This window comes from Bradyrhizobium sp. AUGA SZCCT0160 (assembly GCF_018130105.1).
GTDB lineage: Bacteria > Pseudomonadota > Alphaproteobacteria > Rhizobiales > Xanthobacteraceae > Bradyrhizobium.
The window spans coordinates 1-26,107 of sequence record NZ_JAFCMD010000041.1; the positions used below are offsets into that span (position 1 = coordinate 1).

General features: G+C 63.5%; 22 protein-coding genes and 1 pseudogene. 12 read left to right on the top strand and 11 right to left on the bottom strand.

Annotated elements, in window-relative coordinates; genetic code table 11:
- The first annotated feature begins 553 nt into the window (after positions 1–553).
- Complete coding sequence (locus JQ558_RS35915; RefSeq protein WP_212001010.1) at positions 554–784, top strand: hypothetical protein; 231 nt, start codon at positions 554–556, stop codon at positions 782–784.
- Between the two features lie 69 nt (positions 785–853).
- Here JQ558_RS35915 and JQ558_RS35920 read toward each other — a convergent pair whose 3' ends face one another.
- The 3 genes from JQ558_RS35920 to JQ558_RS35930 form a co-directional block, all read right to left on the bottom strand.
- Complete coding sequence (locus JQ558_RS35920; RefSeq protein WP_212296625.1) at positions 854–1,120, bottom strand: hypothetical protein; 267 nt, start codon at positions 1,118–1,120, stop codon at positions 854–856.
- A gap of 326 nt (positions 1,121–1,446) precedes the next feature.
- Positions 1,447–3,888, bottom strand: coding sequence for an adenylate/guanylate cyclase domain-containing protein (locus tag JQ558_RS35925; RefSeq protein ID WP_409410623.1), 2,442 nt, complete (start codon positions 3,886–3,888; stop codon positions 1,447–1,449).
- Positions 3,889–4,139: 251 nt separating this feature from the next.
- The gene (locus JQ558_RS35930) at positions 4,140–6,290 is read right to left on the bottom strand and encodes an AsmA family protein (protein ID WP_212296627.1); all 2,151 of its coding nucleotides are present in this window, start codon (positions 6,288–6,290) and stop codon (positions 4,140–4,142) included.
- 217 nt (positions 6,291–6,507) lie between these two features.
- Here JQ558_RS35930 and JQ558_RS35935 point away from each other — a divergent pair, with 217 nt between their 5' ends.
- From JQ558_RS35935 to JQ558_RS38475, 3 genes are read left to right on the top strand one after another with little or no spacing between them, the layout of a single operon-like run.
- The gene (locus JQ558_RS35935) at positions 6,508–7,182 is read left to right on the top strand and encodes a Crp/Fnr family transcriptional regulator (RefSeq protein WP_192735671.1); all 675 of its coding nucleotides are present in this window, start codon (positions 6,508–6,510) and stop codon (positions 7,180–7,182) included.
- Between the two features lie 44 nt (positions 7,183–7,226).
- Complete coding sequence (locus JQ558_RS35940; RefSeq protein ID WP_212214789.1) at positions 7,227–7,511, top strand: hypothetical protein; 285 nt, start codon at positions 7,227–7,229, stop codon at positions 7,509–7,511.
- A complete protein-coding gene (locus JQ558_RS38475) occupies positions 7,496–7,735 on the top strand; it encodes a type II toxin-antitoxin system RelE/ParE family toxin (RefSeq protein ID WP_409410624.1) in 240 nt (79 codons plus the stop codon). Before JQ558_RS35940 ends, JQ558_RS38475 begins: the two co-directional genes overlap by 16 nt.
- A 31-nt stretch (positions 7,736–7,766) precedes the next feature.
- On the opposite strand, the gene JQ558_RS35950 is transcribed toward JQ558_RS38475, so the two are convergent.
- The 4 genes from JQ558_RS35950 to JQ558_RS35965 all read right to left on the bottom strand — a co-directional run bounded on the left by JQ558_RS35950 (position 7,767) and on the right by JQ558_RS35965 (position 14,371).
- The gene (locus JQ558_RS35950) at positions 7,767–10,934 is read right to left on the bottom strand and encodes an efflux RND transporter permease subunit (protein WP_212296628.1); all 3,168 of its coding nucleotides are present in this window, start codon (positions 10,932–10,934) and stop codon (positions 7,767–7,769) included.
- Complete coding sequence (locus JQ558_RS35955) at positions 10,935–11,864, bottom strand: efflux RND transporter periplasmic adaptor subunit (protein WP_212214794.1); 930 nt, start codon at positions 11,862–11,864, stop codon at positions 10,935–10,937.
- A 157-nt stretch (positions 11,865–12,021) separates the two neighbouring features.
- Positions 12,022–12,693, bottom strand: coding sequence for an OmpA family protein (locus tag JQ558_RS35960; RefSeq protein ID WP_212214797.1), 672 nt, complete (start codon positions 12,691–12,693; stop codon positions 12,022–12,024).
- 136 nt (positions 12,694–12,829) lie between these two features.
- Positions 12,830–14,371 (bottom strand): caspase family protein, encoded by a 1,542-nt coding sequence (locus tag JQ558_RS35965; RefSeq protein WP_212296629.1) that lies wholly within the window; start codon positions 14,369–14,371, stop codon positions 12,830–12,832.
- 429 nt (positions 14,372–14,800) lie between these two features.
- Here JQ558_RS35965 and JQ558_RS35970 point away from each other — a divergent pair, with 429 nt between their 5' ends.
- Positions 14,801–15,607: an N-acyl homoserine lactonase family protein gene (locus JQ558_RS35970; protein WP_212276402.1), complete on the top strand. Its 807-nt coding sequence runs from the start codon at positions 14,801–14,803 to the stop codon at positions 15,605–15,607.
- A 30-nt stretch (positions 15,608–15,637) separates the two neighbouring features.
- Positions 15,638–15,982: a RidA family protein gene (locus tag JQ558_RS35975; RefSeq protein WP_212296630.1), complete on the top strand. Its 345-nt coding sequence runs from the start codon at positions 15,638–15,640 to the stop codon at positions 15,980–15,982.
- Between the two features lie 138 nt (positions 15,983–16,120).
- On the opposite strand, the gene JQ558_RS35980 is transcribed toward JQ558_RS35975, so the two are convergent.
- The gene (locus JQ558_RS35980; RefSeq protein ID WP_249119784.1) at positions 16,121–16,558 is read right to left on the bottom strand and encodes a MarR family winged helix-turn-helix transcriptional regulator; all 438 of its coding nucleotides are present in this window, start codon (positions 16,556–16,558) and stop codon (positions 16,121–16,123) included.
- 257 nt (positions 16,559–16,815) lie between these two features.
- Here JQ558_RS35980 and JQ558_RS35985 point away from each other — a divergent pair, with 257 nt between their 5' ends.
- From JQ558_RS35985 to fahA, 5 genes and pseudogenes are all read left to right on the top strand, one after another.
- Complete coding sequence (locus JQ558_RS35985; protein WP_212296632.1) at positions 16,816–18,441, top strand: FAD-dependent oxidoreductase; 1,626 nt, start codon at positions 16,816–16,818, stop codon at positions 18,439–18,441.
- Complete coding sequence (locus tag JQ558_RS35990) at positions 18,438–18,665, top strand: DUF2783 domain-containing protein (protein ID WP_212214810.1); 228 nt, start codon at positions 18,438–18,440, stop codon at positions 18,663–18,665. The genes JQ558_RS35985 and JQ558_RS35990 overlap by 4 nt, the downstream gene beginning before the upstream one ends.
- A gap of 35 nt (positions 18,666–18,700) precedes the next feature.
- Complete coding sequence (locus JQ558_RS35995) at positions 18,701–19,654, top strand: MBL fold metallo-hydrolase (protein ID WP_212296633.1); 954 nt, start codon at positions 18,701–18,703, stop codon at positions 19,652–19,654.
- A gap of 60 nt (positions 19,655–19,714) precedes the next feature.
- Entirely contained in the window at positions 19,715–21,061 is a 1,347-nt protein-coding gene (gene hmgA, locus JQ558_RS36000) for a homogentisate 1,2-dioxygenase (protein WP_212296634.1), read from the top strand.
- A 195-nt stretch (positions 21,062–21,256) separates the two neighbouring features.
- A pseudogene (gene fahA / locus JQ558_RS36005) lies at positions 21,257–22,527 on the top strand (fumarylacetoacetase).
- A gap of 53 nt (positions 22,528–22,580) precedes the next feature.
- On the opposite strand, the gene JQ558_RS36010 reads toward fahA, so the two are convergent.
- Both JQ558_RS36010 and JQ558_RS36015 read right to left on the bottom strand, forming a co-directional pair.
- Positions 22,581–22,892 (bottom strand): DUF1272 domain-containing protein, encoded by a 312-nt coding sequence (locus JQ558_RS36010; RefSeq protein WP_212214816.1) that lies wholly within the window; start codon positions 22,890–22,892, stop codon positions 22,581–22,583.
- Positions 22,893–22,990: 98 nt separating this feature from the next.
- Positions 22,991–23,467 (bottom strand): Lrp/AsnC family transcriptional regulator, encoded by a 477-nt coding sequence (locus JQ558_RS36015; RefSeq protein WP_192735657.1) that lies wholly within the window; start codon positions 23,465–23,467, stop codon positions 22,991–22,993.
- A 124-nt stretch (positions 23,468–23,591) separates the two neighbouring features.
- Between JQ558_RS36015 and hppD the strand changes: the two genes are divergently transcribed.
- On the top strand, positions 23,592–24,707 hold the full coding sequence (hppD, locus tag JQ558_RS36020) for a 4-hydroxyphenylpyruvate dioxygenase (protein ID WP_212296635.1): 1,116 nt from the start codon (positions 23,592–23,594) through the stop codon (positions 24,705–24,707).
- A gap of 175 nt (positions 24,708–24,882) precedes the next feature.
- Here hppD and JQ558_RS36025 read toward each other — a convergent pair whose 3' ends face one another.
- Positions 24,883–25,995: a CaiB/BaiF CoA-transferase family protein gene (locus JQ558_RS36025; RefSeq protein ID WP_212276394.1), complete on the bottom strand. Its 1,113-nt coding sequence runs from the start codon at positions 25,993–25,995 to the stop codon at positions 24,883–24,885.
- Positions 25,996–26,107: the final 112 nt, after the last annotated feature.

Sequence of the window (26,107 nt, forward strand, 5' to 3'; positions counted from 1 at the left end):
CCGTGTGGTCCTGGCACCCGTTGCAGGTGTCAAGCTGTCGGGTAGGCGAGAGCTGAACGATAGCGACGGAGTCAACCCAGAACTCGTCTCCGGGGAGATCACGGCATAAGCCGTAAAGCCATTGCGCAGGGAAGGCCGGGTGTTCTCCGCTGCCCTGTATGCTCGTGTGCATTTGTTTTGTGCTAACCGCACACGAGACCGCGGGTGCAGCGCGCACCCGGTCTTCCCTGCGCCCTCTCATTTTCGGGGGCGGGAAGTTTCTGGCAAAGCTCGGGCGCAATGCGTCGCGAGAATGCGAAGCCGCGTTTGGATTTGGACGATGGCGCAACAACAAACACAGCTGTCGTCCCGGCCTTGACCACAGATGCGCAATTGCGCATCTGAGCTCAAGGCCGGGACGACGATGAGGGAGCGAGGCGGATACTGGAAAACCGAGTCCGCACTTGCCGACGACACACACCCGATGTGACGCCACGCACAGTGCGGAACGACAGAACACCTTACGTTTGCACTGTCTCCGATGGGGAGATTTCAACACGAAAGGTCTACAGCAATGTTCCGCTCAGCTCTCATCCTCACCGCCGCCGTTGCCGTCGCGCTCACCGCTTCCTCGGGCGCTTACGCAAGGGGCAAGCACCGCATGGCGATCTACGATTCGAACGGCAAGAAACTGTTCGATGACGGCAAGCTCGACGGCAAGGGTTGCGTCGTCGGCAAGCAGGCCAAGTTCGATCCCAAGACCGGCGGCATCAAGGTCGTCAACGCGGCGAAGTGCAATTTTTGATCTTCGTCACGACGGGCCGACGACGACATGGCGCCTGATGGCTCCATGTCGTTCGTCGTCCTGAATCATTTAGTGGCAGGTGGTCGCCATTACGGGGTGGCCCGGATTGGTGGTCCGATCGACGTACTTGTGGCAATGCAGCTTGAGATTCGAATTGATCATCGGCCGCGTCGGCTGCACGCGGGGCGGCGTCGGCGTCGGGCGGTTGATCACGGTTTTCGAGCCGGCGAAGTTGGAATTGCCGATCATCCCGGCCTGCGCGACCGAGGCGGTGGCAAGGCTGGCTGCGGCGGCGGCAAGGGTGATGACGGATACATAGGCGGTGCGGGAAAGCATCGGGAAGCTCCTGGTGTTTGGGGACTGTCCAGGCCGCGACCTCGAATGCGAACTGACCGCCGTTTGTCGCATCCGGCGGGCAACGGGTTCTATACGATGCGGGTGAAGGATGCTGTTTCTGGGTGCTGCGACGATTTGCCGGTTTGGCGCGGGGAGCCCGACCAACACCAAGGTCGTCCCGGCCTAGTGCGCGATTGCGCACGGGGGCCGGGACCCATACGCCGCGGCCTATCCGTCAGAGCGCAGGCGTTAGAGGCCGTCTGCAACAATGTGCATCACGCGGTATGGATCCCGGATCGCGCTTCGCTTGTCCGGGACGACGGCAACTACGACTTCTTCTGCCTTCGCGCCGCCGACGCCGCATCCACCACATTATCCACCTCTTCCCGCCAGCTCGTAATCTCGGCCGCCAGAATCGGATGGTTAAAACCCTTCAAATTGAGATCGTCGATCGGGTGGCCCTCGACCCATTGCTCGACCATGCCGTAGACGCGCCTGCTTACCACGATCTGGTTGGCCTTGGCCTCGTCGCACAGGCGCGAGGCGAGGTTGGTGACGCTGCCGATCGCGGCATATTCCAGCCGCTGCTCGAAGCCGATCTGGCCGAGCGTGGCGTAGCCGAGCGCAATGCCGATGCCGAAGCCGAGATTGTGGCCGCGGTTGCGCCACTTCTCGGTCAGCGCGCCCACCGTGTCGCGCATCTCCACGCTCATCTTCACCGCGCGCTTGACGTGGTCCTCGAACTGGATCGGCGCGTTGAACAGGATCATCACGCCGTCGCCGGCATAGCGGTCGAGCGTGCCTTCGTACTTGAAAATCAGCGCGCCGAGCGCGGCGTGATACTCGCGCAGCACGTTCATCGCCTCTTCCGGCTCGGTGGTCTCGGTGAACGAGGTAAAGCCGCGCATGTCGCAGAACACAACGGTGACTTCGCGGCGGTGGCTGTCGAGCAGGCCTTCATGGCCGTCGCCGGAGGCGATCAGCTGCGCCACCTGCGGCGCCAGGAAACGTTCGAGGCGGCGGATGCGTTCGATCTCGCCGAGCTGGGTTTCGACCCGCTCCTCCAGCGACCTGTTCCAGTCCTTGAGCTGGTCGGTCTGCTCCAGCAGCTTGTCGGCCTGCTCGCGCACCGTGGCGTTCGCCATCTCCAGTTCGCGGCTCTTGTGGTCGACTTCGCTGAACAGCCGCGCGTTGCGCATCGCGAGCACGCTCTGGTGCGCAAAGGTCTTCATCAGGCCGATGAGGTTGTCGGAAAACTCGCCGGCGTTCTGCCGCAGCACCACCAGCGATCCCAAAATGCCCTGCTGGTCGACCAGCGGCACCACCAGCACCGAATGGAAACCGGCCTCGACCACGACGTCCCGCAGCGGATGATCCGCTGTCGCGTCCAGATCAGGGATCGCGATCGGCTCGCCCCGCGCGGCGGCTTCGCCGAGCGGCGAGTTGTCGGCCTCGATCGCCAGGTGCTTGCCTTCGGCCGCCTTGTCGATGCCGATCGATTCGGTGAGGTTGAATTGGCGGTTCGTGACGTCATAGCCGTAGATCAGGACCGCGTCGGCATGGGTGATTTCGAGCGCGCGGGCGGCGACCGTCGGCAGCACGGCGTTGAGGTCGAGCGACGACGACACCGCGCGGCCGACCTCTTCGAGCACTTTCAGCTCGTTGATCGACTGCGCCAGATCCCGCGTCCGCTCCTTCACCTTGGCCTCGAGGCCGGAATAGGTTTCCGCCAGCTGGCTCGCCATGCCGTTGAACTGGTCGGCGAGTTCTTCCAGCTCGTCGGAGGTTTTCACCTCGATGCGGTGGCTGAAATCGCCGCCGCCGAGCCGGTGCGCACCGGCGCGCAGCGCGTTGATCGGCACCAGCATCCGCCGCGCCATCACGGTGCCGGCGATGATCGCGGTCACGAGGCCCATCGCGATCAGAAGCGCGATGCGCAACAGTTGCTCGCGGATCGGCGTCAGCGCCTGCGCCGTCGGTTGCTCGAAGAACACGAACCAGCCGATCCGCGGCACCGCGCTCACCGTCGTCAGCACGTCGTTGCCGGCAATGTCCGTGCCCTCCGACAGCAGCGAGCCCTTGATGGCGGCGACCTGCGGCAGACTTGAGACGTCCTTGCCGATTTCGGGGCCCTTCGACGAACTCGCCAGCACCTGGCCCTTGCTGTCGACGATATAGGCAAAGCCTGTCCTGCCGACCTCGGCATCGCCGAAGAAATCCTGCAGGAAGGTAAGATTGATTTCGGCGACCGTGACCTGGGAATCCGAATGCGGTAGCGAGATCGACGTGAACGGCCGCCCGTCCCGGAAATAGGGCGTCGCAAAGCTGGTGCCGCGGGCCGCGGACTCGGTGAAGCGCAGGTCGCGGGAGAAATCGGCGTTGCTGCCGTAGTGGACCGTCTGGCGCGTGAGGCGGAGCTGCTCGCGGCCCTGGGCTGAGAGCAGCGTCAGCTGGCTCACATAGGGCACCTGGGTGAGCAATTGCGCATAGTCGGCGCGGCGGTCCTCGATCTTGTAGGAAGAGGTCCGCGTCACCCAGTTGATCTGCCGTTCGAGGTCCGACATCGATTGCTGGATGCGCTTGGCGGTGGCTTCCGCCTTCTCCGACATGCCGTCGGTCAGCGAAGACTTGATGCCGCGATAGCTGATCCAGATTTCCATCGCGCCGTTGACGGCGAGCACGAACACGACAAGGCCGACCAGCGCGACGACGTATTTCGCGAACAGGCCCTCACGCAGGAACCAGACCTTATCCTTGGCGGCGTTCACATCCGTAACCCTCATGCGCGTCACGCGTGGTGTGCGCGCATCGGTGTGTCGGTGGCAGCATTCCCCAGCCGGGTGCCTCCGCGGCTAAGCCTGTTTAGCACGATTTGGGAGGCCGAGCAGGTGGCCTATCCCACACATGGTTAGCTTCGATTTTAGGCGGATATCCCAGGATTCTCGTCATGCCCGGGCATAGGCGAGCAGAAGCGACGTCGTCCCTGGGACGGCTGTGGTTGGCCATGACGGAGCAAAACTCAGCGATTAAACAGCTGCCGCAAGACGTCGTTCATCGGCTGGCTGTCCGTTTGCGGAGCGCCATCATTCTGCGCCGTCGGGGCGGCGGGCGCCGCCGGCTCGGCATCAGCGGGCTGTTGGCCCGGAATCGGAATGCTGCGCGGGCTGTTCGGCCGCGGCGCGGCTTGGCCGGCACTCCCTTGAGCGGGTCTGCCCTGACCGCCTTGACCGCTATTCAGACCTTGCTGCAGCAGATTGCCGATGGCCTCGCCCAGCTGGCCGCCGAGCGGATCGTTAGGCCTGCCGCTGCCCTGGCCACCCTGTCCCCCCGGCTGGCCGCCGCCGAGCAGTCCACCCAAAATCCCCTCAAGCCCGCTGCCTTGCTGGCCACCCGGTCCGCCCGGTTGTCCACCCGGGACACCCTGTTGTCCGCCGAGCAGGCCGCCGAGGGCGGAGCCGAGGCCGCCGCCATTGGGACCAAACAGGCCCTTGCCCATTTCCTTGAGCTTGGCATAGGCGGCGTCGGGATTATCCAGAATGCCCTGCATGTCCGGATAGATTTTCGGCGCGCCCCACGGCCCCTCGATCATGACGGGAATACCAAACCCGACCGGCTCATTGGTTCGGCCCTGGCCTTCGGTGGTCATCACGAGCTTTGGTTCGACGCGGAACCCGATCTGCTTGGTGTCGAGCGCAATGGTGCCGACGCCGGTCATCCGCACCAGCGGACCGACCAGGTTGAGATCGATGGTGACGGCCTGCCCCTTGTCGATCTTGAACGACGCCGAAAGTTGCGACAGATCCGTCGACTGCTCCTTGCCCTCCTGCCAGCCGGACAGGGTGCCCGAGGTGAGCGAGCGGATCATCTGGGCGACGTTGAGGCCCTTGATGGCGCCGTCCTGGAACACGACGAAGGCGGTGCCTTGCAGGCCCGCCATGATGGCGCGCTGGCTGTTGCCGGTGGAGCGCACGCTGATCTTGGTTTGCATCTTGCCGTCGAGCTTGTCGAAATCGGCCAGACTCCTCAGCAGCGGCAGCGCGCGCACGCCGTTGAGATCGGCCCGCAGCGCAAACGAAGGATTGGAGGTCGAGGCATCGATAGTGAGATCGCCATTGGTGTTGCCGTCATAGGCGCCGAGATTGGAAACTTGCGTCTTCAGCACGCCGCTGTTGAGCGTGACGTCGATCGCCGCCGGCGCGAAACGCGCGTCGCCGACATTGAGCGCTGCCGCGGAGATCCGCGCCTGGGCGTCGACGTAATTGAGGCCATTGAGATTGATCGTCTCATTGCTCCAGGGCTGCGCCGCCGAACCGCTGTCACCACGACCCATCGCGACATCGAGCCGCTGGAAATCCAGATCGAGCTTCACCAGCGGCTTGCTTGCGGTATCGACCGAGGCCCAGCCATTGAACGTGCCGTCGCCGAGCGTGCCGGTCAGGCCGTTGATCATCACCACCGGGCCGTTGAGCCGGACTTCCGCCTTGCCCGACAGCTGCCCGTGCAGGAAGCCGGGCGCGTCGACCTTGAATTCGGTCGGGATGTTCTGCCGTTCGAGCGGCGGTGCCGGGGCCACCGCCTTGATGTCGAATTTCAACGCGTGCTCGCCGGCGCGCGCATTGCCGGTCGCCCGGATCTTGCGGCCGGCATCGATCGTCATGTCGGCGTTGATGGTCTCGATCTTGTTCTCGACGCGGTCGCGCAGATTGGAAAACACGATCGTGCCGCCGGTGACGCTGACATGCTCGATGGTAAAGGCTTCGCCCTTGATCGCGGCGGCCGGCTTCGACGGCGGATTGATATCCTTGATGCGTTCGCGCTGCAGCGGCAGGTTCAGCACCGGACGAACGATGACAAGTTCGGTGACTTGCGGTTTGCCGGACCACAGGCTCGCCAGTGTCACGTCGGCCTGGATGCTGGCTGCGGTGAGGCGGTGGTTGATGTCGCGATCTTTCGGATCCTGCAGCGCAACGTCGTTCAGCGTGATGTTGAGCGACGGCCAGAGCCCGACCCTGGTTCCGCCGTTGATGGTGAGCTTGTAGCCGGTCTCGCGCTCGACCCGTTCCTGGATCTGCGACGTCATGAAGCCGGACGGGATGCCGATCACGAGCAGCAGCCCGATGATGACGATCACGGCGCCGATAGCGGCCCCGGCGAATTTCAATGCTCTCATTTCGACTTTCCAGGCCGGGCAAACGGCATCGGTTTCGGCCGCGCCCGATGGGGCACAGCCGGACAAGCGAGCTTATCCCGGAAGGGGACATCGCTCAAAGAAGCCAAAATTATTCCAAGGCTGCTGCAATGCTATGTGACTTATGACACACTTCGGTCGGGGTGAATCTTGCTAGGGCCTTTGGGGACGGTTTTGGATCGAACTGGAAGGCAAACCAATGAGCAAACAGGCCGAATTTGCGGTCATTTTGAAGATGAACCCGATGTTCGCGGACCTTGGCGCCGACGAGCTGCAGCGAATCTCCGGACTCTGCCACACCCAGCAACTGGGGCTCGGCGAGATGCTGTTCCAGAAGGGGGATCCCGGCGACGCCCTTTACGGGGTCCGCCGCGGCCAGATCCGGATCGAGACCGGCGCCTCCGACGGCAGCCGCCTGACCCTGAACTTCATGGGTTCGGGCGATCTCTTCGGCGAAGTCGCCGTGCTCGACGGCCAAAGCCGTACCGCGGACGCCACCGCCGGCGAGGCGACGGAACTGTTCGTGCTCCGGCGTGAGGATTTCCTCGCCTTCCTCGAACGTGAGCCAAAAGTCGCCATCAAGATCATCACGCTGCTGTGCCAGCGCATCCGCTGGCAGAGCGAGCGGATGGAAGAATCCATGCTGCAGCCGCTGCCGGTGCGGCTGGCGCGAAGGCTGGTGGCGCTGGCCGCCGATTTCGGATCGGAAGTGCATATTTCGCAGGAGCAGCTCGGCGTGTTCGTCGGCGCCGCGCGCGAAAGCGTCAACCGTCAACTGCAGGCCTGGCGCAAGGACGGCATTCTGGATCTGCAGCGCGGGCGCATCCTGCTGCAGAACCTGAACAAGCTGACGACGGTGGCGCGGAACGAGTAGCGGGCCTGGTCGTCAGATCTCGCCAGCCATGCTATAATCGGCAGATGAACAGAATACTCCAAGAAGTGATCGAGCACGCTGCGACTTGGCCTGAAGAGGACCAGAAGGAGCTTGCCGAATACGCCCGGGAGATCGAGGCGCGCCGTACGGGCATCTACACAATGTCAGACGACGAGCGCACGGCAGTCCGGAAAGGTTTGGCCGAAGCTGATCGTGGAGAATTCGTGTCGGATGAGCTCATTGCGCACGCCGACAAGCGCCACAAGGGACGAGGATACGCTACACGCCCGGTGCGTTCGCCGATCGAGAGCGAATACTTGAATATCTAAGAGAGCGATCTGCCGGCGGCGCCAGGAATGTGGCAACAAGCATTCGTGAGGCGGTGGCGCAGCTCAAAGACCACCCACACATCGGATATCAGACTGACAACCCCGATGTTCGGGTCATCTTTGTTGCTCGCTATCCCTACAAGATTTTCTATCGGGTGCGAGATGCTGTCGAGGTTCTACATATTCGACACACTTCGCGAAAGGTATGGAAAGCCGGCAAATAGTGGGGCGCATCGCGTGATTAGGCGTGCTCCCTCACTTCGCCGCGGGCGACATCGCCGGCGGGACCGGCGGCGGTCCCTTGGCTGGAGGCGGTGCGGTGTGATGGCCGCCCGGCGGAACATCGTCGCTCTCGGCTTCCGAGGCCAGCAGCAGCTTGCCGTAGCGCCAGGCCAGCGCGCCGAGATCGTCCATCATCATGAACATCGCCGGCACGAACACCAACGACAGCAACGTCGAGAATATCAGGCCGCCGATCACGGCGAGCGCCATCGGCGAACGGAACTCGCCGCCGGCGCCGAATGCCAGCGCTGACGGCATCATGCCGGCCGCCATCGCGATGGTGGTCATGATGATGGGACGGGCGCGCTTGATGCCGGCGTCGATGATCGCAAAATCGCGCTTGTTGCCTTCGCGGATCGACTCGACCGCGAACTCCACCAGCATGATGGCGTTCTTGGTGACGATGCCCATCAGCATCAGGATGCCGATCCACACCGGTGTGGTCAGCTGCTTGCCGGTCAGCAGCAAGGCTGCGATCGCGCCGCCGATCGAAAGCGGCAGCGAGAACAGGATGGTGATCGGCTGCAGGAAGGTGCCGAACAACAGCACCAGCACGGCGTAGACCATCATCAGGCCGGCGGTGATGGCGGTGGCAAAGCCGTCCGACAATTCGGCCAGGCTTTCGGCGTCACCCGACGGGCTGACCTTGACGCCCTTCGGCAGGCTCTTCATCACGGGCAGGTCGTAGATCATCTTGGTAGCGTCGCCCAGCGCCGCGGTGCCGACGAGGTCGGCTGCGACGGTGGCCTGCCGTTCCCGGTCGTAACGGTTGATGCTGGTCGGGCCCTGGTCGAGCTGGATGTCGGCGACGACAGACAGCGGCACGCCGCCGCGCTCGCCGCGCTGGCCGAGCGGCACCCGCAATTGCTGCAGCATCTGCAGGTCGCCGCGCGCGCTGTCCTCGAGCTGGACGCGGATCGGCACCTGGCGGTCGCCGGCATCGAACTTGGCGAGCGCCGGACCGACGTCGCCGATGGTGGCGACACGGATGGTCTGCGACAGGCTTTCGGTGGAGACGCCAAGCCGTGCCGCCAGTTCGGCCCTTGGGCGAATCCGAAGCTCCGGCCGGTCGAGCGAGGTTTCCGAGATCACGTTGGCGATGATCGGAATCCGCTTCATTTGGGTCGCGAGTTCGTTGGCGACGTTGCCGACGATGTTGCTGTCGATGCCGGTCACGACGAGCGAAATGGCACGCAGGCCGTTTTCATCGAGGAACCAGAACCGGATGTCCGGGACGTTTTCCAGTTCCTTGCTGATATCGAGCTCGAGCAGGCGCTGGGTGTGCTTGCTGTCGCGGTCTTTCTTCGGCGTGTAGTTGATGATCAGCGCGGCGCGCCGCACTTCCTGCGTTCCCGGCGGCACCCGGCCGCCGTCGACGAATATGCTCTTGATCTCGGGACGCTTGCGCAGGCGCTGGACGATTTCCTCCGTCACCTTCTCGGTGTAGGCGAGTTGCGAGCCTGGCGGCAGCTCCATCGCCAGCAGCGAGCGCGCGGTGTCCTGCGCCGGCAGGAAGCCCTGCGGCAGCAGCGTGATGCTCCAGATCGAGGCGGCGAATATCGCAAGTCCGGCCAGCACGGTGATGAAGTAGTGTTTCACCGACCATGTCACGAGCCTGGTGTAACCCTTCAGCAAGCGCCCGGGCGGCGGGTCCTCATGCGGGTGATCCTTGAGGAAGTAGGCCGCCAGCACCGGCGTGACGAAGCGCGCCGCCAGCAGCGAGAAGAACACCTGCACCGACACGGTGATGCCGAATTGCTTGAAGAACTGCCCGGCGATCCCGGACATGAAGCTCGCCGGCGCGAAGATCGCGATGATGGTCAGCGAGATCGCGATCACGGCGAGGCCGATTTCGTCGGCGGCTTCCAACGCCGCGCGGTAGGGCGTCTTGCCCATGCGCATGTGGCGGACGATGTTTTCGATTTCAACGATGGCGTCGTCGACCAGAATACCCGTCGACAGCGTGATGGCGAGGAAGCTGACGAGGTTGAGCGAGAAGCCGAGCAGATCCATCACCCAGAACGCCGGGAAGATCGACAGCGGCAGCGAGATCGCGGCGATGATCGTGGCGCGGATGTCGCGCAGGAACAACAGCACGACGATGACGGCGAGAATAGCGCCTTCGAACAGGGTCGAGATCGCCGCCTCGTAATTGCCCTTGGTGAAATCGACCGACGTATCGATCATCTTCAGGTCGACGTCGGGATAGGCCGCCTTCAGCGCATCGATGCGTTTTTGCACGGCGGCAGCGACCACCACGTCGCTGGCGCCCTTCGAACGCTTGATGCCGAGGGCGACCACCGGCTCGCCGTTGAAGCGGGCAAAGGTTCGGCGATCGGCGATGGTGTCGGTGACGGTGCCGAGATCGTCGAGCCGCACTTCGCCGCCGCCGAACAGCGGGATCATGGTGCCGGCGAGTTCGTTCAGCGTCTTGGCGCCGGCGAGCGTGCGGATCGCCTGGTCGTTGTTGCCGATACCGGCGCGGCCGCCGGCGAGGTCGACATTGGTGCCGCGCAGGATCTGGCTGACATTGACGGCGGTCAGTCCCGAGGCCTGCAACCGGTCGGGATCGAGCGAGACCAGAATCTCGCGCTCGACACCGCCGATGCGCTCGACCTGGGCGACGCCGCGGACACCCTGCAGCGCGCGTTTGACGACGTCGTCGACGAAATAGGAGAGCTGCTCCGGCGTCTTGCCCGGAGAGATCGCGGCATAGGTGACGATCGGCAGGCCGATCACGTCGACGCGCTGGATCAGCGGTTCGGTGACGTTTTGCGGCAGACTGGCGCGAACGCGGGTGACGGCGTCCTTGATGTCGTTCAGCGCACGGTCAGTGTTGGTTTCGAGCGCGAACTGGATCGTGGTCAGCGACAGGCCGTCGGTGATCGACGAGGAAATGTGCCGCACGCCCTCGACGCCGGATACGCCGTCCTCGATCGTCTTGGTGACCTGAGATTCAAGCTCCGAGGGCGCCGCGCCGAACTGCGAGACCGCCACCGAGATCACGGGGATGTCGGCGCTCGGTAGCCGCGTGACCGCGAGCTTGGTGAAGCTGACCCATCCCAACACTAGAAGAATGATTGAAAAGACGATGGACGGAAGCGGGTTCCGGATCGACCATGCCGAGATGTTCAAAGCCATTTATCGTGTCCGCGTGCGCTCGAGTTCGTCGGCAAACATGGTCTTGATCTGGTCGCCGTCATGCAGCGAGGTTCCAGCGTCGGCCACGACGGTTTCACCGACGGCGAGGCCTTCAAGAATTTCCGTAGACGTGTCTGATGTCAGTCCGACCCGGACTTTTCGCGTCTCGATCCTGTTGTTTTCCTTGACCACCTGCAGGGTCAGGCGGTCGATGGCGGTACGCGGCACCGCGACGCCACAGCTGCGCTTGGCGTCGATATTGGCGCGGGCGAACATGCCGACCTTGAGCGAGGGATTGTTGTTCAGCGAAATCCTGACCTTGCCGAGCTGGGTGGCGCGGTCGATCTGCGGCGAGATCTGCCGGATCTTGCCGACCAGATCGGGCGCGTCGTCGCGGCTGATCCGCACCGTGGCGCCGGGATTGAGCTTGAGCAGATGGACGCTCGGCACTTCGGCCTCCAGCTCGATCTCGTTGTTGACGGAAATCCGGAACATCGGTCCGGCCTGCGGCGAGGCCGGCGCCCCGACGGCGGTCCTGACTTCGGTAACGAGGCCTGGGCCAGGCGTGCGCAGCGATACCGGTCCGCTCCTGCCGCCGCCCGGAGCTCCCGGCTGCTGCGGCGGTGCGGTCAGGCGTGCCAATTCCTGATTGTCCGTCACCATGTCGCCTTCGCGGACGAAGACATCGGTGACCCTGGAGCCTTCCTGATCGACGCCGACCTGCGCTTCGCGGCGCGGCACGATAAATCCGGTGACCCGCACCATGTCGGAGAAGCAGGCGTTGGTGGATTTGGTCACGATCACCAGCGCCTGGCTGGGCGCCTCCTTGGGCTCGGGACGGGAGCGGTGCTCGAACCAGTAGTAGAAGCTGCCTACCACGACAACGAACGCTACTCCGAGCGCAGGTTTGAGGTATTCGGAGAGTTTCATCGCCGGATCAGTCCAGACTGGAAGTCAAATGAAGCGGGGTGCATCCGGTTCACCGAAAAATCACAATGAACCCAAAACAAAATGCGTCCCGCAAGGGTGCTGCGGGACGCATTGTAGCCGGAAAATCTAGGTCAACGCCACGCCCTACTTGAACAGGCTATTTCGACGCAGTGGCCTTGTTCTCCATGTTCACAACCTGCACGCGGCGATTGGCTTCGGCCATCGGCTGGTTCGGGTCCTTCAGCTTGCTCTTGCCGTAACCGACGGTCACCAGATCGGTGCCGTTGATGCCGTATTTGTCGACCAGATAGCGCTTGATCGCGTCGGCGCGCCGCTCGGAAAGGTCCTGGTTGTAGCCTTCGCCGCCGGCTGCGTCGGTATGACCGGCGACCACGAAGGTCGAGCCTTTCAGGTCCGAATTGGACAATGCGCGGCCGAGCGCCTGAACCGATGCCAGCGATCTCGGGCTGATATCGGCCGAGTTGTAGTCGAAGTTGATTTCCAGATCGATCTTGGGCTTGTCCTTGACGATCGCGGCGATCTCTTCACGCTCGGTGAACGTCAGCGACCGCGTCGAGCGGCCGCGGATCTTCTGGACGAACTGCCCTTCGGCAGCGACTGCGGCCTGATCAACCTGCTGCGGACCGACCGACAGGCCGCGGGTCAGCGGCTTCTTCTCCGGCGCCAGCGCGCGGAGGATCTGATCCTCGGTCACGTTCTTGGCCTTCTCCTCGGCAACCGCGCTGGCCATGCCAAAGCAGAGGGCGGCGCCGAGCGTCGCGATCGAAAGGATTCCGGTCAGGGTCTTTGTTCCAGAGCTCTGTGACATTACCAGTCCCTCCTGCGCGTGGTTCCAAAACGTGATTCAAATGAGCTGCCGGACCAATCCGGTCGCGGCCTATTACGGTTAGTCTAGCCGCCCGCCTGCTGGTTCGAGGGGGCCGCCACTTAGCGTCAAATAATCGTCACTGTACCCCGTAATCGGCGAATTCCTTAACGATATTCGGATCCATCGCCTTGGCGTTGCTAATATCCAGATCGCCTTCCGGGATCGAGCCGTTGCGCTTCTTGGCAACGCCGCGTCCGTACAGAGACGAGGTCAATCTCGGGTTGATCTTCAGCGCGGCGTCGAAGTCGGCAATTGCATTCTTGGTCTGTCCGCTCTTGAGGTTGACCAGGCCGCGGCTGTCCAGCGCATCGACGAAATTCGGCCGCAGCCGCAGCGCCTCGTTGCAGTCCTTTAGCGCGGCCTGCAGGTCGCCGATGACCGTGCGGGCCCAACAGCGGTTGTTGTAGGCTTCCACATCCTTCGGGTTGAGCCGCAGCGAATTGTTGAAGTCCTTGATCGCGAGTTCGTAGGCGCCCTTGCTGGCATAGACCTGGCCCCGCCGATACAGCGCGGCTCCATCGTCGGGGTTGTCGTTGAGCCTGGCGGTGAGGCTCTTGATGGTCGGATCATCGGCGAGCGCCGCGATCGCCGTGTTGCTCTCGGTCGGCTTGGCCGGCGGAGCCGGCGGCGGGATCGTGACTTCGACCTGTTTTGGCGGCTGCGGCGGAGCGGGCGGCTGTGCAGGCGGCGGCGGTGCTGGCGTCGCAATGGCCACCTGGGCTCCGGGGGAAGGAGCTGCCGGAGCAGGCGCCGGTGTCGGAGCGGGAGGAGGCGACGGAGCGGCGGCGACCGGCGGCGGAGAGGGGGCGGCGGCAACCGGAGGCGGGGCCGGCGGGGGCGGACTCGAAGGCTTCGGCCCTGCGCCACCACCCGGGATGAAGGAGAAATCCTCGGCCAGCGACGACGAAATCCACGGCACCTGTTCCTGGCGCGAGGCGCGCGTGACGCCGACCCGGGTGCGATTCAAGGTTTCCTCGGCCATCAAATCGGGGGTGCGGATTTCCTTGAGCAGTTCCCGCACGAACAGGCTGCGATCGCTGCCATTATCCGAAATGACCGACGAAAGGGCCGCCGAATACATCACCAGAGAGCCGTTCGGCGCAATGACCGGCGCAAGTCCGGCGGAAAAACTGCGGAACCGGCGCTCGAACGGATTGCGCCGGGAGGCGTCGACCAGGGCGATCTTGACGCCGGCGCCGCGGCTGTTGATCTCGCCCAGCACCATCTCGAGGCTGAAGCCGTCGCGGCGAACGTCGGCCTCGGCCCAGATCTGCGCGTCGACCGGGATCATGTAGCTCTGGCGGTTCGCCTGGATGCCGAAACCCGAGAAGAAGATCAGGGCGACCGAGCCGGGCTTGATCTTTCCATACAGGCGCTCGAAGGCCCGGCGCATGCCGTCGCCGGTGAGGTTTTCGCCGATATCGACGTTGAAGCCGTCGCGCTTGAGTTCTTCGGCGACATCGCGCGCGTCGTTGATCGGCTCTTTCAGCGGCGCTTCGGCGTCCGGATATTTCGAATTGCCGATCACCAGCGCAAAGCGCTCGCCGGCCCCGAACGACGGGGCGATCGACGCCACGGAAAAAATCACTGTGAGCAGCAATGCAAGGCGGATTTTCATTATCACCGCAGTCCAGCCAAAAAGCGCCGATCCGAGCTTGCGCCGCGGCGACCATACTCCACGCAAACCGCATTATCAAACGAGCCCCGCAGGCCGTCAACCACTTGCGAAGGCGACGTTAATTGCGACAATTCACCGCGACGAACCCGCGACGAACCTCTGGGGATTCCTTGGGGATTGAAGCGGAATAAATCCCGTTCGTCGTGAAATTGCGGTGCGTGATCATCCGGTGGTTGCGTGAACCCTTCCCGAGGTGCCAGCCGTGGCCCTGGTGCCCGGCCGGCCACCGGCGGTGTAACCGGGGCTCACATTGGGGGCGCCCGCCGCTGTCATGTGATGGTTATTCGCACTGCCGGTTTGACCTTTGCGGATGACGATGGCTTGTTGTGGACGTCGGCCAAAACTCAAACCTCAAGAAAAGTGACACCGATGGGAAATGCCTACGAAATCTACGCACTGCGCTATGCGACGATGTCGCCGCGCACCCCTCATCTGAATTTCCTGATACCGGATCCGCACGACACCACGGCGCAGGACCTCGATTACTTCGTCTGGCTGATCCGCGGCCACGGCCGCGAGATCCTGGTCGATACCGGTTTCAACGCCGAGGAAGCCAAGGCGCGGTCGCGCAAGCTCAACCTCAATCCGGTCGACGCGCTGGAGGCGTTTGGCGTCAAGGCCGACAGCATCAAGGACGTCGTCGTCACCCATCTGCATTACGACCACGCCGGCAATCTCGACCGCTTCCCCGGCGCCCGTTTCCATCTGCAGGATCGCGAGATGAGCTACGCGACCGGGCGCTGCATGTGCAACGGCCTGATCAGGCATCCATTCTCCGTCGAACACGTCACGCTGATGGTGCGCCATGTCTATGGCGAGCGCGTCACGTTCCATAATGGCGATGGCGAGATCGCGCCCGGCGTCACCGTGCATCGCGTCGGCGGCCATTCCGATGGTTTGCAGGTGGTGCGGGTCGAGACCGCGCGCGGACCCGTGGTGCTGGCTTCGGACGCCGCGCATTACTACGCCAACCTGCAGAAGCGCAGCCCGTTTCCGATCGTCTACAATGTCGGCGACATGGTGCAGGGCTGGGAGATCGTTGAAAAGTTGGCCGGCCATCCCGACCGTTTCATTCCCGGCCATGATCCGATCGTGAGCGAAATCTATCCGCGCGCCAGCGACAAGGTCGATGCGTTTGCCTTGCACCTGCCGCCGTCGCGTTCGTTCGTGAAGTAGGAGCACACGCGTAATGCAACGGAATCAGCCATGATCGAGCGCTTTCCCGGCCTCACGCCAACCCGCAGCCGCGCCGTCGTTCACGATGATCTGGTGCTCACCGTCGCGGTCGCGCCGGATCCTGTCACGCCCTCGATGTACGAGCAGAGCGTCAAGGCGCTCGCCCGCATCGACGAGAGCCTTGCTCTGTGCGGCTCGGACAAGAGCAAAATCCTGTCGGCGATCGTCTACATCACCGACATGAAGCGCAAAAGCGAGATGAACCGCGCCTGGGATGAATGGGTCGACAAGGCCAACCCGCCGATGCGCGCCTGCCTTGGCGTCGAGCTCGAGCCGCCGCATATCGTGGAAATCGTGGTGACGGCGGTGAAGTGACGCCATCGGCGTCATTCCCGATGCGCAATTGCGCATCTGAGGGCTCGCGAAGCGAGAACCCGGAATCTCGAGATTCCCCGATGTGCAATTGCACATCTGAGTCTGGTCCTGCGGACCATCCCGGAATGACGGCGTGAACTAATACGCTTCCTTCGCATCCGCCTCGGCGCTGTCTTGCACAAGATCGAGGCTTGCCTCGATCTTGCCGAGCAGCGCGGCCAGCGCCTTTCGCTCCGGCGCGGAGAGGCACGACAATATCTCCTGCTCCCGGCGCAGCAGTCGCGGGATCAGCTCCTCGTACAGCGCCTTGCCTTTTCCGGTCATGCGCAGCCGGAATTCGCGGCGGTCTGCTTCGTTCTCGACGCGCTCGATCATTTGCCGTTTCATCAGCGTGGTGACCGCGCGGCTGATGGTCGATTTATGGGTGCGGGTGCAATGGGCGATGTATTGCGCGCTGCAGGGCTCAACGCGGAAACCCAGCGTCGCCAGCACGCGCCATTCCGGAATGTCGAGCCCATACCGCGCCTGATATTCGGCCGAGAGCGCCGAGGAGACTTCCGCCGCCAGCCGGTTCAGCCGGAAGGGTACGAATTTGAAGAGATCGAGACGGCCGCCGTTTTTTGCGGCTTTCGATGGCGTTCCATCCTTATCCCCGTCTTTGCGCGCGCCGCTGTCGGGCGCGGATCGGGGTCGGGCGCTGTTCTCGCTGGACGACGCGTTGGCCAAAATCGCTCCAATTTGAGTTGACGCCGGGGGCGCCAGCGGGTTTAAGATAGTTGCAGATGCGACTAATTTAGCAAGTCCGCGCACCCTTGGCCAGAGTAAACCTTCCGATGGTCCAGACCAAAACCCAGTTCGGCTACCGCAGGCACCCCGACCAGGATCGGGCGGGCACTGATGTGGCCGAACATCCCGTCGTCGTGGTCGGCGCCGGGCCGGTCGGGCTGTCGCTGGCGATCGATCTGGCGCAGCGCGGCCAATCCGTGGTGCTGCTCGATGATGCCGACCGGATCGGCGAGGGCTCGCGCGCGATCTGCTTCTCCAAGCGTTCGCTGGAATTCTGGGACCGGCTCGGCGTCGGCCAGCGCATGGTCGACAAGGGCGTGGTCTGGAGCGTTGGCAAGATTTTTCACGGCGCCTCGCAGCTCTACCAGTTCAACCTGTTGCCGGAGGAGGGCCACAAGCGGCCGGCCTTTATCAACCTGCAGCAGTTCTATGCCGAGGCCTATCTGGTCGATCGGGTCCAGGAGCTTTCCGGCATCGACCTGCGCTGGCGCAACAAGGTGACCGGCCTCGAACAGCGCAACGACCATGTGCTGCTGACGATCGAAACGCCTGACGGACCGTATCGGCTGCATGCCGGCTTCGTCGTCGCCTGCGACGGCGCCCGCTCGTCGTTGCGACAGATGGTTGGCGCGGAGTTCGCCGGCCAAGTGTTCGAGGACCAGTTCCTGATCGCCGACGTCAAGATGACGGCGGCGTTTCCGACCGAGCGCTGGTTCTGGTTCGATCCGCCGTTCCACGCCGGACGCTCCGCGCTGTTGCACAAGCAGCCGGACGACATCTGGCGCATCGACCTGCAGCTGCATCCGGATGCGGATCCTGTCGTCGAGAAGCGCCCGGAAAATGTACGGCCGCGGATCGCGCGCATGCTGGGCCACGACAAGTTCGATTTCGAATGGATCTCGCTATACAAGTTCCAGTGTCGGCGGATGGAGAAGTTCTTGCACGGCAGGGTGATCTTTGCCGGCGATGCCGCGCACCAGGTCTCGCCGTTCGGCGCCCGCGGCGCCAACTCAGGCCTCGAAGACGCCGAGAACATCGCCTGGAAACTCGATCGCGTGTTGCGCGGGTCGTCGCCGGAAGCGCTGCTGGAGAGTTACCACACCGAGCGCAGCGCGGCGGCGGACGAAAACATCCGCGAGTCCACGCGCTCGACCGATTTCATGGCGCCGGTGTCGCAGCAGGAGGCGCGGCTGCGCAAGGCGGTGCTGTCGCTGGCCAAGGAAACCGAATTCGGCAAGCGCATGGTCAATGGCGGACGGCTGTCGGTGCCTTCCACCTATGACACGCCGCTCTCGACCGCCGATCGCGATACGTGGCGCGGTGGTCCGCGGCCCGGCGCGTCGATGCCGGATGCGCCGATTGCGGCAGCGAGCGGCCAGCCGATGTTTCTGACCGAAGCCTTCGTTGGCAAGGGAGCGCAGTTCACATTGCTGGAATTTGGCAACGGTGCCGCGATCGATGCGCCCGAAGGCGTCGAAACCATTCGCATCGGCGGCGACGACGGCCTTGCCGACACCAGGGGTCTTGCGGGTACGCGCTACGACGCCGAGGCCGGCACGGCCTATCTGCTGCGGCCCGACGGTTATGTCGCGGCGCGCTTCCGGCATCCGACCCGGCCGGCGCTCGATGCGGCGTTGGCGCGTGCGGCGGGTCTCAATCGAGGACTGTCATGACGCTGTCCACCAGTTCGAATTTCGCAAAGCCCGACGACGCCTTCCGCGCCATCGTCGAGGCGCATCGCGGGTTGAGCGAGGCGCAAAGCGCCGATCTCGACGCCGCGCTGGTTCTGGTGCTCGCCAACCATATCGGCGACATCGCGGTGCTGAACGAAGCCATCGCGCTCGCCAAGCGGCGGATGCTCGATGCCGGCCAGCAGCAACAGCAGCAACAACAATAGCCGAATGAACAAGACGTCGCAAAGGAATCGAACTGATGGCCAAGGGTTTCGCGTCCACCACTGATATGGCGGAAAAGAAGATCACCTTCTCCGAGATCGGTACTGATCTCTATGCCTTCACCGCCGAAGGCGATCCGAACTCCGCGATCATCGTCGGCGACGATGGCTGCCTGGTGTTCGACGCGCAGTCGACGCCGGCGATGGCGAACAAGGTAATCGAGCGGGTGCGCACCGTCACCGACAAGCCGATCAAATATGTCGTGCTGTCGCATTACCACGCCGTGCGCGTACTCGGCGCCTCCGCCTACAAGGCGCAGGGCATCGTCGCCTCGGCGGAAACCTATCGCCTGATCGAGGAGCGCGGTCAGCAGGACTGGGATTCCGAATATGGCCGCTTCCCGCGCCTGTTCCAGGATGCCCAGAGCATTCCCGGGCTGACCTGGCCGACGCTGACCTTCGAAGGCGAGATGTCGATCTATCTCGGCAAGCGCGAGGTGCGTCTGATGCAGCTCGGCGCGGGGCATACGTCCGGCGACATCGTGGCCTGGGTGCCGGATGCCGAAGTGATGTTCTCCGGCGACCTCATCGAATACCATTCGGCCTGCTATTGCGGCGATGCGCATTTGCGCGAATGGCCGATGACCCTGAACGAAATCCGCGCCTTCAATCCCAAGGCGATTGCGCCCGGCCGCGGCGACGCGCTCAAGGGGCTTGCGACCGGACGCGACGCGATTGCGATGACGCGCGATTTCGTCACCTCGCTCTATGGCGCGGCCGAGACCTCGGTCGCCCGCGGCCGCAACCTCAAGGAATCGATGGCGGCGACGCGCGAGGTGATGGACCCGAAGTTTTCCAGCTTTGCGATCTATGAGCACTGCCTGCCGTTCAACGTCTCGCGCGCGTTCGACGAAGCCTCGGGGATCGACGACCCCGTAATCTGGACCGACAAGCGCGATCAGGAAATGTGGGCCGCCCTGCAAGGCGCATGATCCCGAAAAGTGGGTGCCGGTTTTCGGACAAGATCATGCGCAAGATGAAGGAGGATGACCATGAATATCAACACCTCGCCCGATGCGATCTCGCGCAGCACCGTTGGCGTCACGCCGGGCTACATGTCCGGCTTCGGCAACAGCTTTGAGACCGAGGCGCTGCCCGGCGCGTTGCCGATCGGCCGCAACTCGCCGCAGCGCTGCGCCTATGGGCTGTACGCCGAGCAGCTTTCCGGCTCGCCCTTCACCGCGCCGCGCGGCGCCAACGAGCGGTCGTGGCTGTATCGCATTCGCCCATCGGTGAAGCATTCGGGACGTTTTGAGAAGGCCGATGCCGGGTTGTGGCGCACCGCGCCATGCCACGAATACGAACTGCCGATCGCGCAATTGCGCTGGGATCCGGCGCCGATTCCGAAAGAGGATATGACGTTCCTGCAGGGCGTGCAGACCATGACGACCGCAGGCGACGCCAACACGCAAGGAGGCATGGCGGCGCACGTCTATCTCATCACCAAATCGATGGTCGATCAGCATTTCTACAATGCCGACGGCGAGATGATGTTCGTGCTGCAGCAGGGCAATCTGCGCCTCGTCACCGAGTTCGGCCGCATCGACGCCGAGCCCGGCGAAATCGTCGTGATCCCGCGCGGCGTCAAATTCCGCGTCGAACTGACAAACGGCCCGGCGCGCGGCTATCTCTGCGAGAACTATGGCGGCGCCTTCACGCTGCCCGAACGTGGGCCGATCGGCGCCAATTGCCTGGCCAATTCGCGCGACTTCCTCACCCCCGTCGCGGCCTATGAGGACAAGGACACGCCGACCGAACTGTTCGTGAAATGGGGCGGCTCGCTGTTCAAGACGACCTTGCCGCATTCGCCGATCGACGTGGTGGCGTGGCACGGCAATTACGCGCCCTATAAATACGATCTGCGCACCTTCTCGCCGGTCGGCGCCATCGGCTTCGACCATCCGGACCCGTCGATCTTCACGGTGCTGACCTCGCCGTCGGAAACCGCAGGCACCGCCAACATCGACTTCGTCATCTTCCCGGAGCGCTGGGCGGTCGCGGAAAACACCTTCCGTCCGCCCTGGTATCACATGAACATCATGTCGGAGTTCATGGGGCTGATCTACGGCGTCTACGACGCCAAGCCGGAGGGCTTTGTCCCCGGCGGCATCAGCCTGCACAACATGATGCTGCCGCATGGCCCGGATCGCCAGGCTTTCGACCATGCCAGCAATGGCGAGCTGAAGCCGGTAAAGTTGACAGGCACCATGGCCTTCATGTTCGAGACCCGCTACCCGCAGCGCGTCACCGCGCACGCGGCGAAGTCGGCGACCTTGCAGGATGATTATGCGGATTGCTGGCAGGGACTGGAGAAGCGATTCGATCCGAACAAGCCGTGACGGTTCTTCCCCTCTCCCCTTGTGGGAGAGGGTGGCTTCGCGAAGCGAAGACGGGTGAGGGGTTCTCTCCTCACGGTAAGACTTCGAGATGCGGATAGAGACCCCTCATCCGGCGCGCTTTGCGCGCCACCTAAGAGCGAGCTTCGCTCGTCTCGGCTCCCACAAGGGGAGAAGGAAGAAAGGACGCAGCACACCGTGCCCCACCCCAACGATCCCACCCTTCGCTCCTTCATCCCGGTCGATCCGACCTCGGATTCCCGATCCAGAATCTCCCCTACGGCGTGTTCTCCGCCAAGGACGGGCTCGCCCCGCGCGTTGGCGTCGCGATCGGCGACTATGTGCTCGATCTCTGGCAGCTCGCGCAGGATTGCCGGATCGACGTGGTCGAGCCCGGCGTGTTCGCGAGCGCATCGCTCAACGCGTTCATGGCGCTCGGGCCGGAGGTGTGGTCGCGGACGCGGGCGCGGATCAGCGAGCTGCTGCGCCACGATCATCCCGAACTGCGCGACAATGACAAATTGCGCCGGCGCACGCTGGTGCCGATGGCGGATGTCACGCTGCATCTGCCGATCGCGGTGTCCGGCTATACCGATTTCTATTCCTCCAAGGAGCACGCCACCAATGTCGGCGTCATGTTCCGCGGCAAGGACAATGCGCTGCAGCCGAACTGGCTGCATATGCCGATTGGCTACAACGGCCGCGCATCCACGGTCGTCGTCAGCGGCACCAGGGTGCGCCGGCCGCGCGGGCAATTGAAGCCGCCGACCGCTGACGTGCCGAGCTTCGGGCCCTGCAAGCGGCTCGATTTCGAACTGGAAATGGGCGTGGTGGTCGGACAGGCGTCGGCGATCGGCGAGATGCTGACGGAAAAACAGGCCGAAGAGATGATCTTCGGGTTTGTGATCCTCAATGACTGGAGCGCGCGCGATATCCAGCAGTGGGAATATGTGCCGCTCGGCCCGTTCCAGGCCAAGGCGTTCGCGACCTCGATCAGCCCGTGGATCGTGACGCGCGAGGCGCTGGAGCCGTTCCGCGTCCAGGGGCCCGCGCAGGACCCGCAGCCGCTGGAATATCTGCGCCAGGCGCAGCCGAACAATTACGACATGCAGCTCGACGTCGCCCTGCGCGCCGGCTCCATGAACGCGGCCGCCGGCATCTGCCACACCAATTTCAAATACATGTACTGGTCGTCGGTGCAGCAATTGGTGCACCACGCCTCATCAGGCTGCGCCATGAATGTCGGCGATCTCCTAGGCAGCGGCACCATCTCCGGCCCGGAAAAGGATCAGCGCGGCAGCCTGCTGGAGATCAGCTGGAACGGCACCGAGCCGGTTGAGTTGCCCGGCGGCGTCAAGCGTACGTTCCTGGAAGACGGCGATTCGCTGGTGATGCGCGGCTGGTGCCAGGGCGATGGCTATCGCGTCGGCTTTGGCGAGGTCGAGGGCACGATCACGCCGGCGGGGTGATGCTCTCTCTACGTCATTGCGACCCGGTGGCTCGCAATGACGATGTGGCGAGACTAGCGATCCTGCGGAGCAATATCCCTAAGCCGCGCCGAATGCGCCGCGCAGTCCTCGACGCTGAACTTCAGATGCACGCGCTTGTCTGACGGTGCCTGCTTTACAACGCAGACGCCCGGCCGCCATTCCTGAGCGGGGCGGATCGGCCGCGGCACAAAGCCGCCGCCGCAGTTCGGGCACACATTGTGCAGCTTGTTGTCGGCGCAGTCCGCGCAGAACGTGCACTCATAGGAGCAGATCCGCGCGTCCGTCGCGTTCGGCGGCAGATCCTTGTCGCAATATTCGCAGTTCGGCCGGAGTTGCAGCGCCATGGTGGTCTCTTCGCATTGATCTTGGACCGCATCATCGCAAATTCGCTTGCGGAAGATAATGGCGAATACCCCTCGATTTCGGCCACCTCCCTCGAATTCTACCGCGCCAGTTCCTTTAGCGGCAGCTTCGCGCTTTCCTTCAGCCGGTCCAGCACGATCGACGAGCGCACATGCGCGACGCTCTGGTGCGGCATCAGCACGTTGTTGACGATGTCGGACAGGCTCTTGAGGTCGCGCAGCACGGCCTTGAGCAGGTAATCGGCATCACCGGTCAGCGAATAGGCCTCCTGGATCGCGTCGACGCGCCCCACCAGCGCGCGGAATTTCTTGGCGTTGTCGGGCGAATGCGTCGCCAGCGTGATGTGGATGAAGGCGATCAGGTTGAAGCCGAGCGCCTCGCTAGCGAGGTCGGCGTGATAACCCGCGATCACTTTTTCTTCCTCGAGCCGCATCCGCCGCCGCGAGCACTGCGATGCCGACAGGCCGACCAGATCGGCCAGTTGCTGGTTGGTCAGCCGGCCGTCGTCCTGCAGCGCGGCCAGCATTTTGAGGTCGAAAGCGTCTACCGGAATCATGCGTGAAATACCCATTTGATGCACGAACTGTGCGAAACTATAGCCAATCTCGCCGCGATTTGCATGCACATTGCGCCTGACCTGGCGGAAACTCCATGGATCAGATCAAGAAGGAGATTCCGCCATGGGTCCGTTTCCGCATGACGCGCCGGCCGCTACCATCAGCGCCGACAACCCGATGGGCACCGACGGTTTCGAGTTCGTCGAATACGCCCATCCAAAACCGGAAGAACTGCACGCGCTGTTCAAGCTGATGGGCTACGTGCCGGTCGCCCGCCACAAGACAAAGAACATCACGGTCTATCGCCAGGGCGACATCAATTACCTCGTCAACGAGGAGCCCGGCACCCACGGTTTTGCCTTTGTGGCTGCCCACGGCCCCTGCGCGCCGTCGATGGCGTTCCGCGTGGTGGATGCGAAGCAGGCTTACGCGCGCGCGATTTCGCTCGGTGCGGAGCCCGCGGATATCCCGTCCGCGCAGAAGACGCTCGACGTTCCCGCCATCAAGGGCATCGGCGGCAGCCTCTTGTATTTCGTCGACCGCTACGGCGCCAAGGGCTCGGCCTATGACAGCGAGTTCGAATGGCTCGGCGCCAAAGACCCGCGGCCCGCCGGCGCCGGTCTGTTCTACATCGATCACCTCACCCACAACGTCCATCGCGGCCGCATGGATGTCTGGACCGGCTTCTACGCAAAGCTGTTCAACTTCCGCCAGATCCGTTTCTTCGACATCGAGGGGCGCGCCTCCGGCCTGTTCTCGCGCGCGCTGACCAGCCCGGACGGCAAGATCCGGATTCCGATCAACGAGGACGCCGGCGATTCCGGCCAGATCGAGGAATATCTCAACACCTATCGCGGCGAGGGCATCCAGCACATCGCCTGCGGCGCGCGGGATATTTACGGGACGGTGGAGACGCTGCGCGCCGACGGCTTGCCGTTCATGCCGTCACCGCCGCTGACTTATTTCGAGAAGATCGACGCGCGGCTGCCCTGCCATGGCGAGGACGTCGCACGGCTGCAGCGCGACGGCATCCTGATCGACGGCGAGGGCGTCGTCGAAGGCGGCCATACCAAGGTGCTGTTGCAGATCTTCTCGGCCAACGCGATCGGGCCGATCTTCTTCGAGTTCATCCAGCGCAAGGGCGACGACGGTTTTGGCGAGGGCAATTTCAAGGCGCTGTTCGAATCGATCGAGGAAGATCAGATTCGCAGGGGCGTGCTGAAGGTGGATGCGGCGTAACGCACGCCGTCAAACTCAGTGTCGTCCCGGCCTTGAGCTCAGATGCGCAATTGCGCATCGGGGGACCCATACGCCGCGGCGCGTATGGGTGGAAAAGAAAGACAGCGACCAGCGCGCCAAACAATTTCTGCCGCGGCGTATGGGTCCCGGCTCAAGGCCGGGACGACAGAGAGAATTACCGCCCCGCCTTCCACGCGCTCGTCAAATCGGCAATCTCCGCCTTCACCGCATCCCGGATCGCCGATGGTGTCCGCGAAAAGCGCGGCGCCGGCGCGGGCTGGGTCACGCCGTGGCGTTCGACGAAGATCTTTCGCGCGGCGTTGTGCGGATGCTTCGGCGCTTCCGCCATGGTCAGGATCGGCGCGAAGCAGATGTCGGTGCCTTCCATGATCTTGCACCAGTCTTCGCGGCTCTTGCTCTTGAACACCTTTGTCAGCTTTTCCTTCAGCGCCGGCCAGGCGTTGCGGTCCATCTGGGCGTCGAAATCGGCGTCGGTCAGGCCGGCGTGTTCGCGGAGCAGGGCGTAAAATTGCGGCTCGATCGATCCGATCGAAATGAAATTGCCGCAGGAGCATTCGTAAACGCCGTAGAAATGCGCGCCGCCGTCGAGGAAATTCTGATCGCGTCCTTCGGTCCAGCGGCCGATCGCGGTCATGTCGAAGAACATCGACATCAGCGATGCCGCGCCGTCGCACATCGCGGCATCGACCACCTGGCCCTTGCCGGATTTCGACGCTTCCAGCAGCGCGGCGAGGACGCCGACCACGAGATAGAGCGCGCCGCCGCCGAAATCGCCGACCAGATTGAGCGGCGGCACCGGCTTCTCTTTGGTGCCGATCGCGGCGAGCGCGCCTGACACCGAGATGTAATTGATGTCATGGCCGGCGGCCTGCGCCAGCGGGCCTTCCTGACCCCAGCCGGTCATGCGGCCGAACACCAGGCGCGGATTGCGCGCCATCACGACGTCAGGCCCGAGCCCCAGCCGCTCCATCACGCCGGGACGAAAGCCTTCGATCAGCGCGTCGGCATTGGCGAGCAGATCGAGCACGCTTGCGACTGACGCCTTGTCCTTCAAATCGAGTTCGACGACTTTGCGGCCACGTCCCGCCACCGATTTCAAATTCTTCCTGGCGCCGACGCGGTCGAGCGTCACGACCTCCGCGCCCATGTCGGCCAGCATCATGCAGGCGAACGGACCCGGGCCAATGCCCGCGAACTCGACGATGCGAAAACCGGCGAGCGGGCCGGAGGCGCGAACTGCGGATTGGGCGGCGGGTTTGTCGAGCACGTCTTGTTCTCCCAAAGAGGTATTTTTAATTAGCTGATTAGCTAAATTGTCTCGCCTCCGGCTGCGCGTGGCAAGCATTCTTTGTCGAGAATCCGACTAAATGCAGAGCGGC

What these genes read in the sequence shown, in the direction of transcription:
- JQ558_RS35915 (WP_212001010.1), top strand. Translation starts at nt 554, where the DNA reads ATGTTCCGCTCAGCTCTCATCCTCACCGCCGCCGTTGCCGTCGCGCTC.
- JQ558_RS35920 (WP_212296625.1), bottom strand. Translation starts at nt 1,120, where the DNA reads ATGCTTTCCCGCACCGCCTATGTATCCGTCATCACCCTTGCCGCCGCC.
- JQ558_RS35930 (WP_212296627.1), bottom strand. Translation starts at nt 6,290, where the DNA reads ATGAGAGCATTGAAATTCGCCGGGGCCGCTATCGGCGCCGTGATCGTC.
- JQ558_RS35935 (WP_192735671.1), top strand. Translation starts at nt 6,508, where the DNA reads ATGAGCAAACAGGCCGAATTTGCGGTCATTTTGAAGATGAACCCGATG.
- JQ558_RS35940 (WP_212214789.1), top strand. Translation starts at nt 7,227, where the DNA reads ATGAACAGAATACTCCAAGAAGTGATCGAGCACGCTGCGACTTGGCCT.
- JQ558_RS35950 (WP_212296628.1), bottom strand. Translation starts at nt 10,934, where the DNA reads ATGGCTTTGAACATCTCGGCATGGTCGATCCGGAACCCGCTTCCGTCC.
- JQ558_RS35955 (WP_212214794.1), bottom strand. Translation starts at nt 11,864, where the DNA reads ATGAAACTCTCCGAATACCTCAAACCTGCGCTCGGAGTAGCGTTCGTT.
- JQ558_RS35960 (WP_212214797.1), bottom strand. Translation starts at nt 12,693, where the DNA reads ATGTCACAGAGCTCTGGAACAAAGACCCTGACCGGAATCCTTTCGATC.
- JQ558_RS35965 (WP_212296629.1), bottom strand. Translation starts at nt 14,371, where the DNA reads ATGAAAATCCGCCTTGCATTGCTGCTCACAGTGATTTTTTCCGTGGCG.
- JQ558_RS35970 (WP_212276402.1), top strand. Translation starts at nt 14,801, where the DNA reads ATGGGAAATGCCTACGAAATCTACGCACTGCGCTATGCGACGATGTCG.
- JQ558_RS35975 (WP_212296630.1), top strand. Translation starts at nt 15,638, where the DNA reads ATGATCGAGCGCTTTCCCGGCCTCACGCCAACCCGCAGCCGCGCCGTC.
- JQ558_RS35985 (WP_212296632.1), top strand. Translation starts at nt 16,816, where the DNA reads ATGGTCCAGACCAAAACCCAGTTCGGCTACCGCAGGCACCCCGACCAG.
- JQ558_RS35990 (WP_212214810.1), top strand. Translation starts at nt 18,438, where the DNA reads ATGACGCTGTCCACCAGTTCGAATTTCGCAAAGCCCGACGACGCCTTC.
- JQ558_RS35995 (WP_212296633.1), top strand. Translation starts at nt 18,701, where the DNA reads ATGGCCAAGGGTTTCGCGTCCACCACTGATATGGCGGAAAAGAAGATC.
- hmgA (WP_212296634.1), top strand. Translation starts at nt 19,715, where the DNA reads ATGAATATCAACACCTCGCCCGATGCGATCTCGCGCAGCACCGTTGGC.
- JQ558_RS36010 (WP_212214816.1), bottom strand. Translation starts at nt 22,892, where the DNA reads ATGGCGCTGCAACTCCGGCCGAACTGCGAATATTGCGACAAGGATCTG.
- JQ558_RS36015 (WP_192735657.1), bottom strand. Translation starts at nt 23,467, where the DNA reads ATGATTCCGGTAGACGCTTTCGACCTCAAAATGCTGGCCGCGCTGCAG.
- hppD (WP_212296635.1), top strand. Translation starts at nt 23,592, where the DNA reads ATGGGTCCGTTTCCGCATGACGCGCCGGCCGCTACCATCAGCGCCGAC.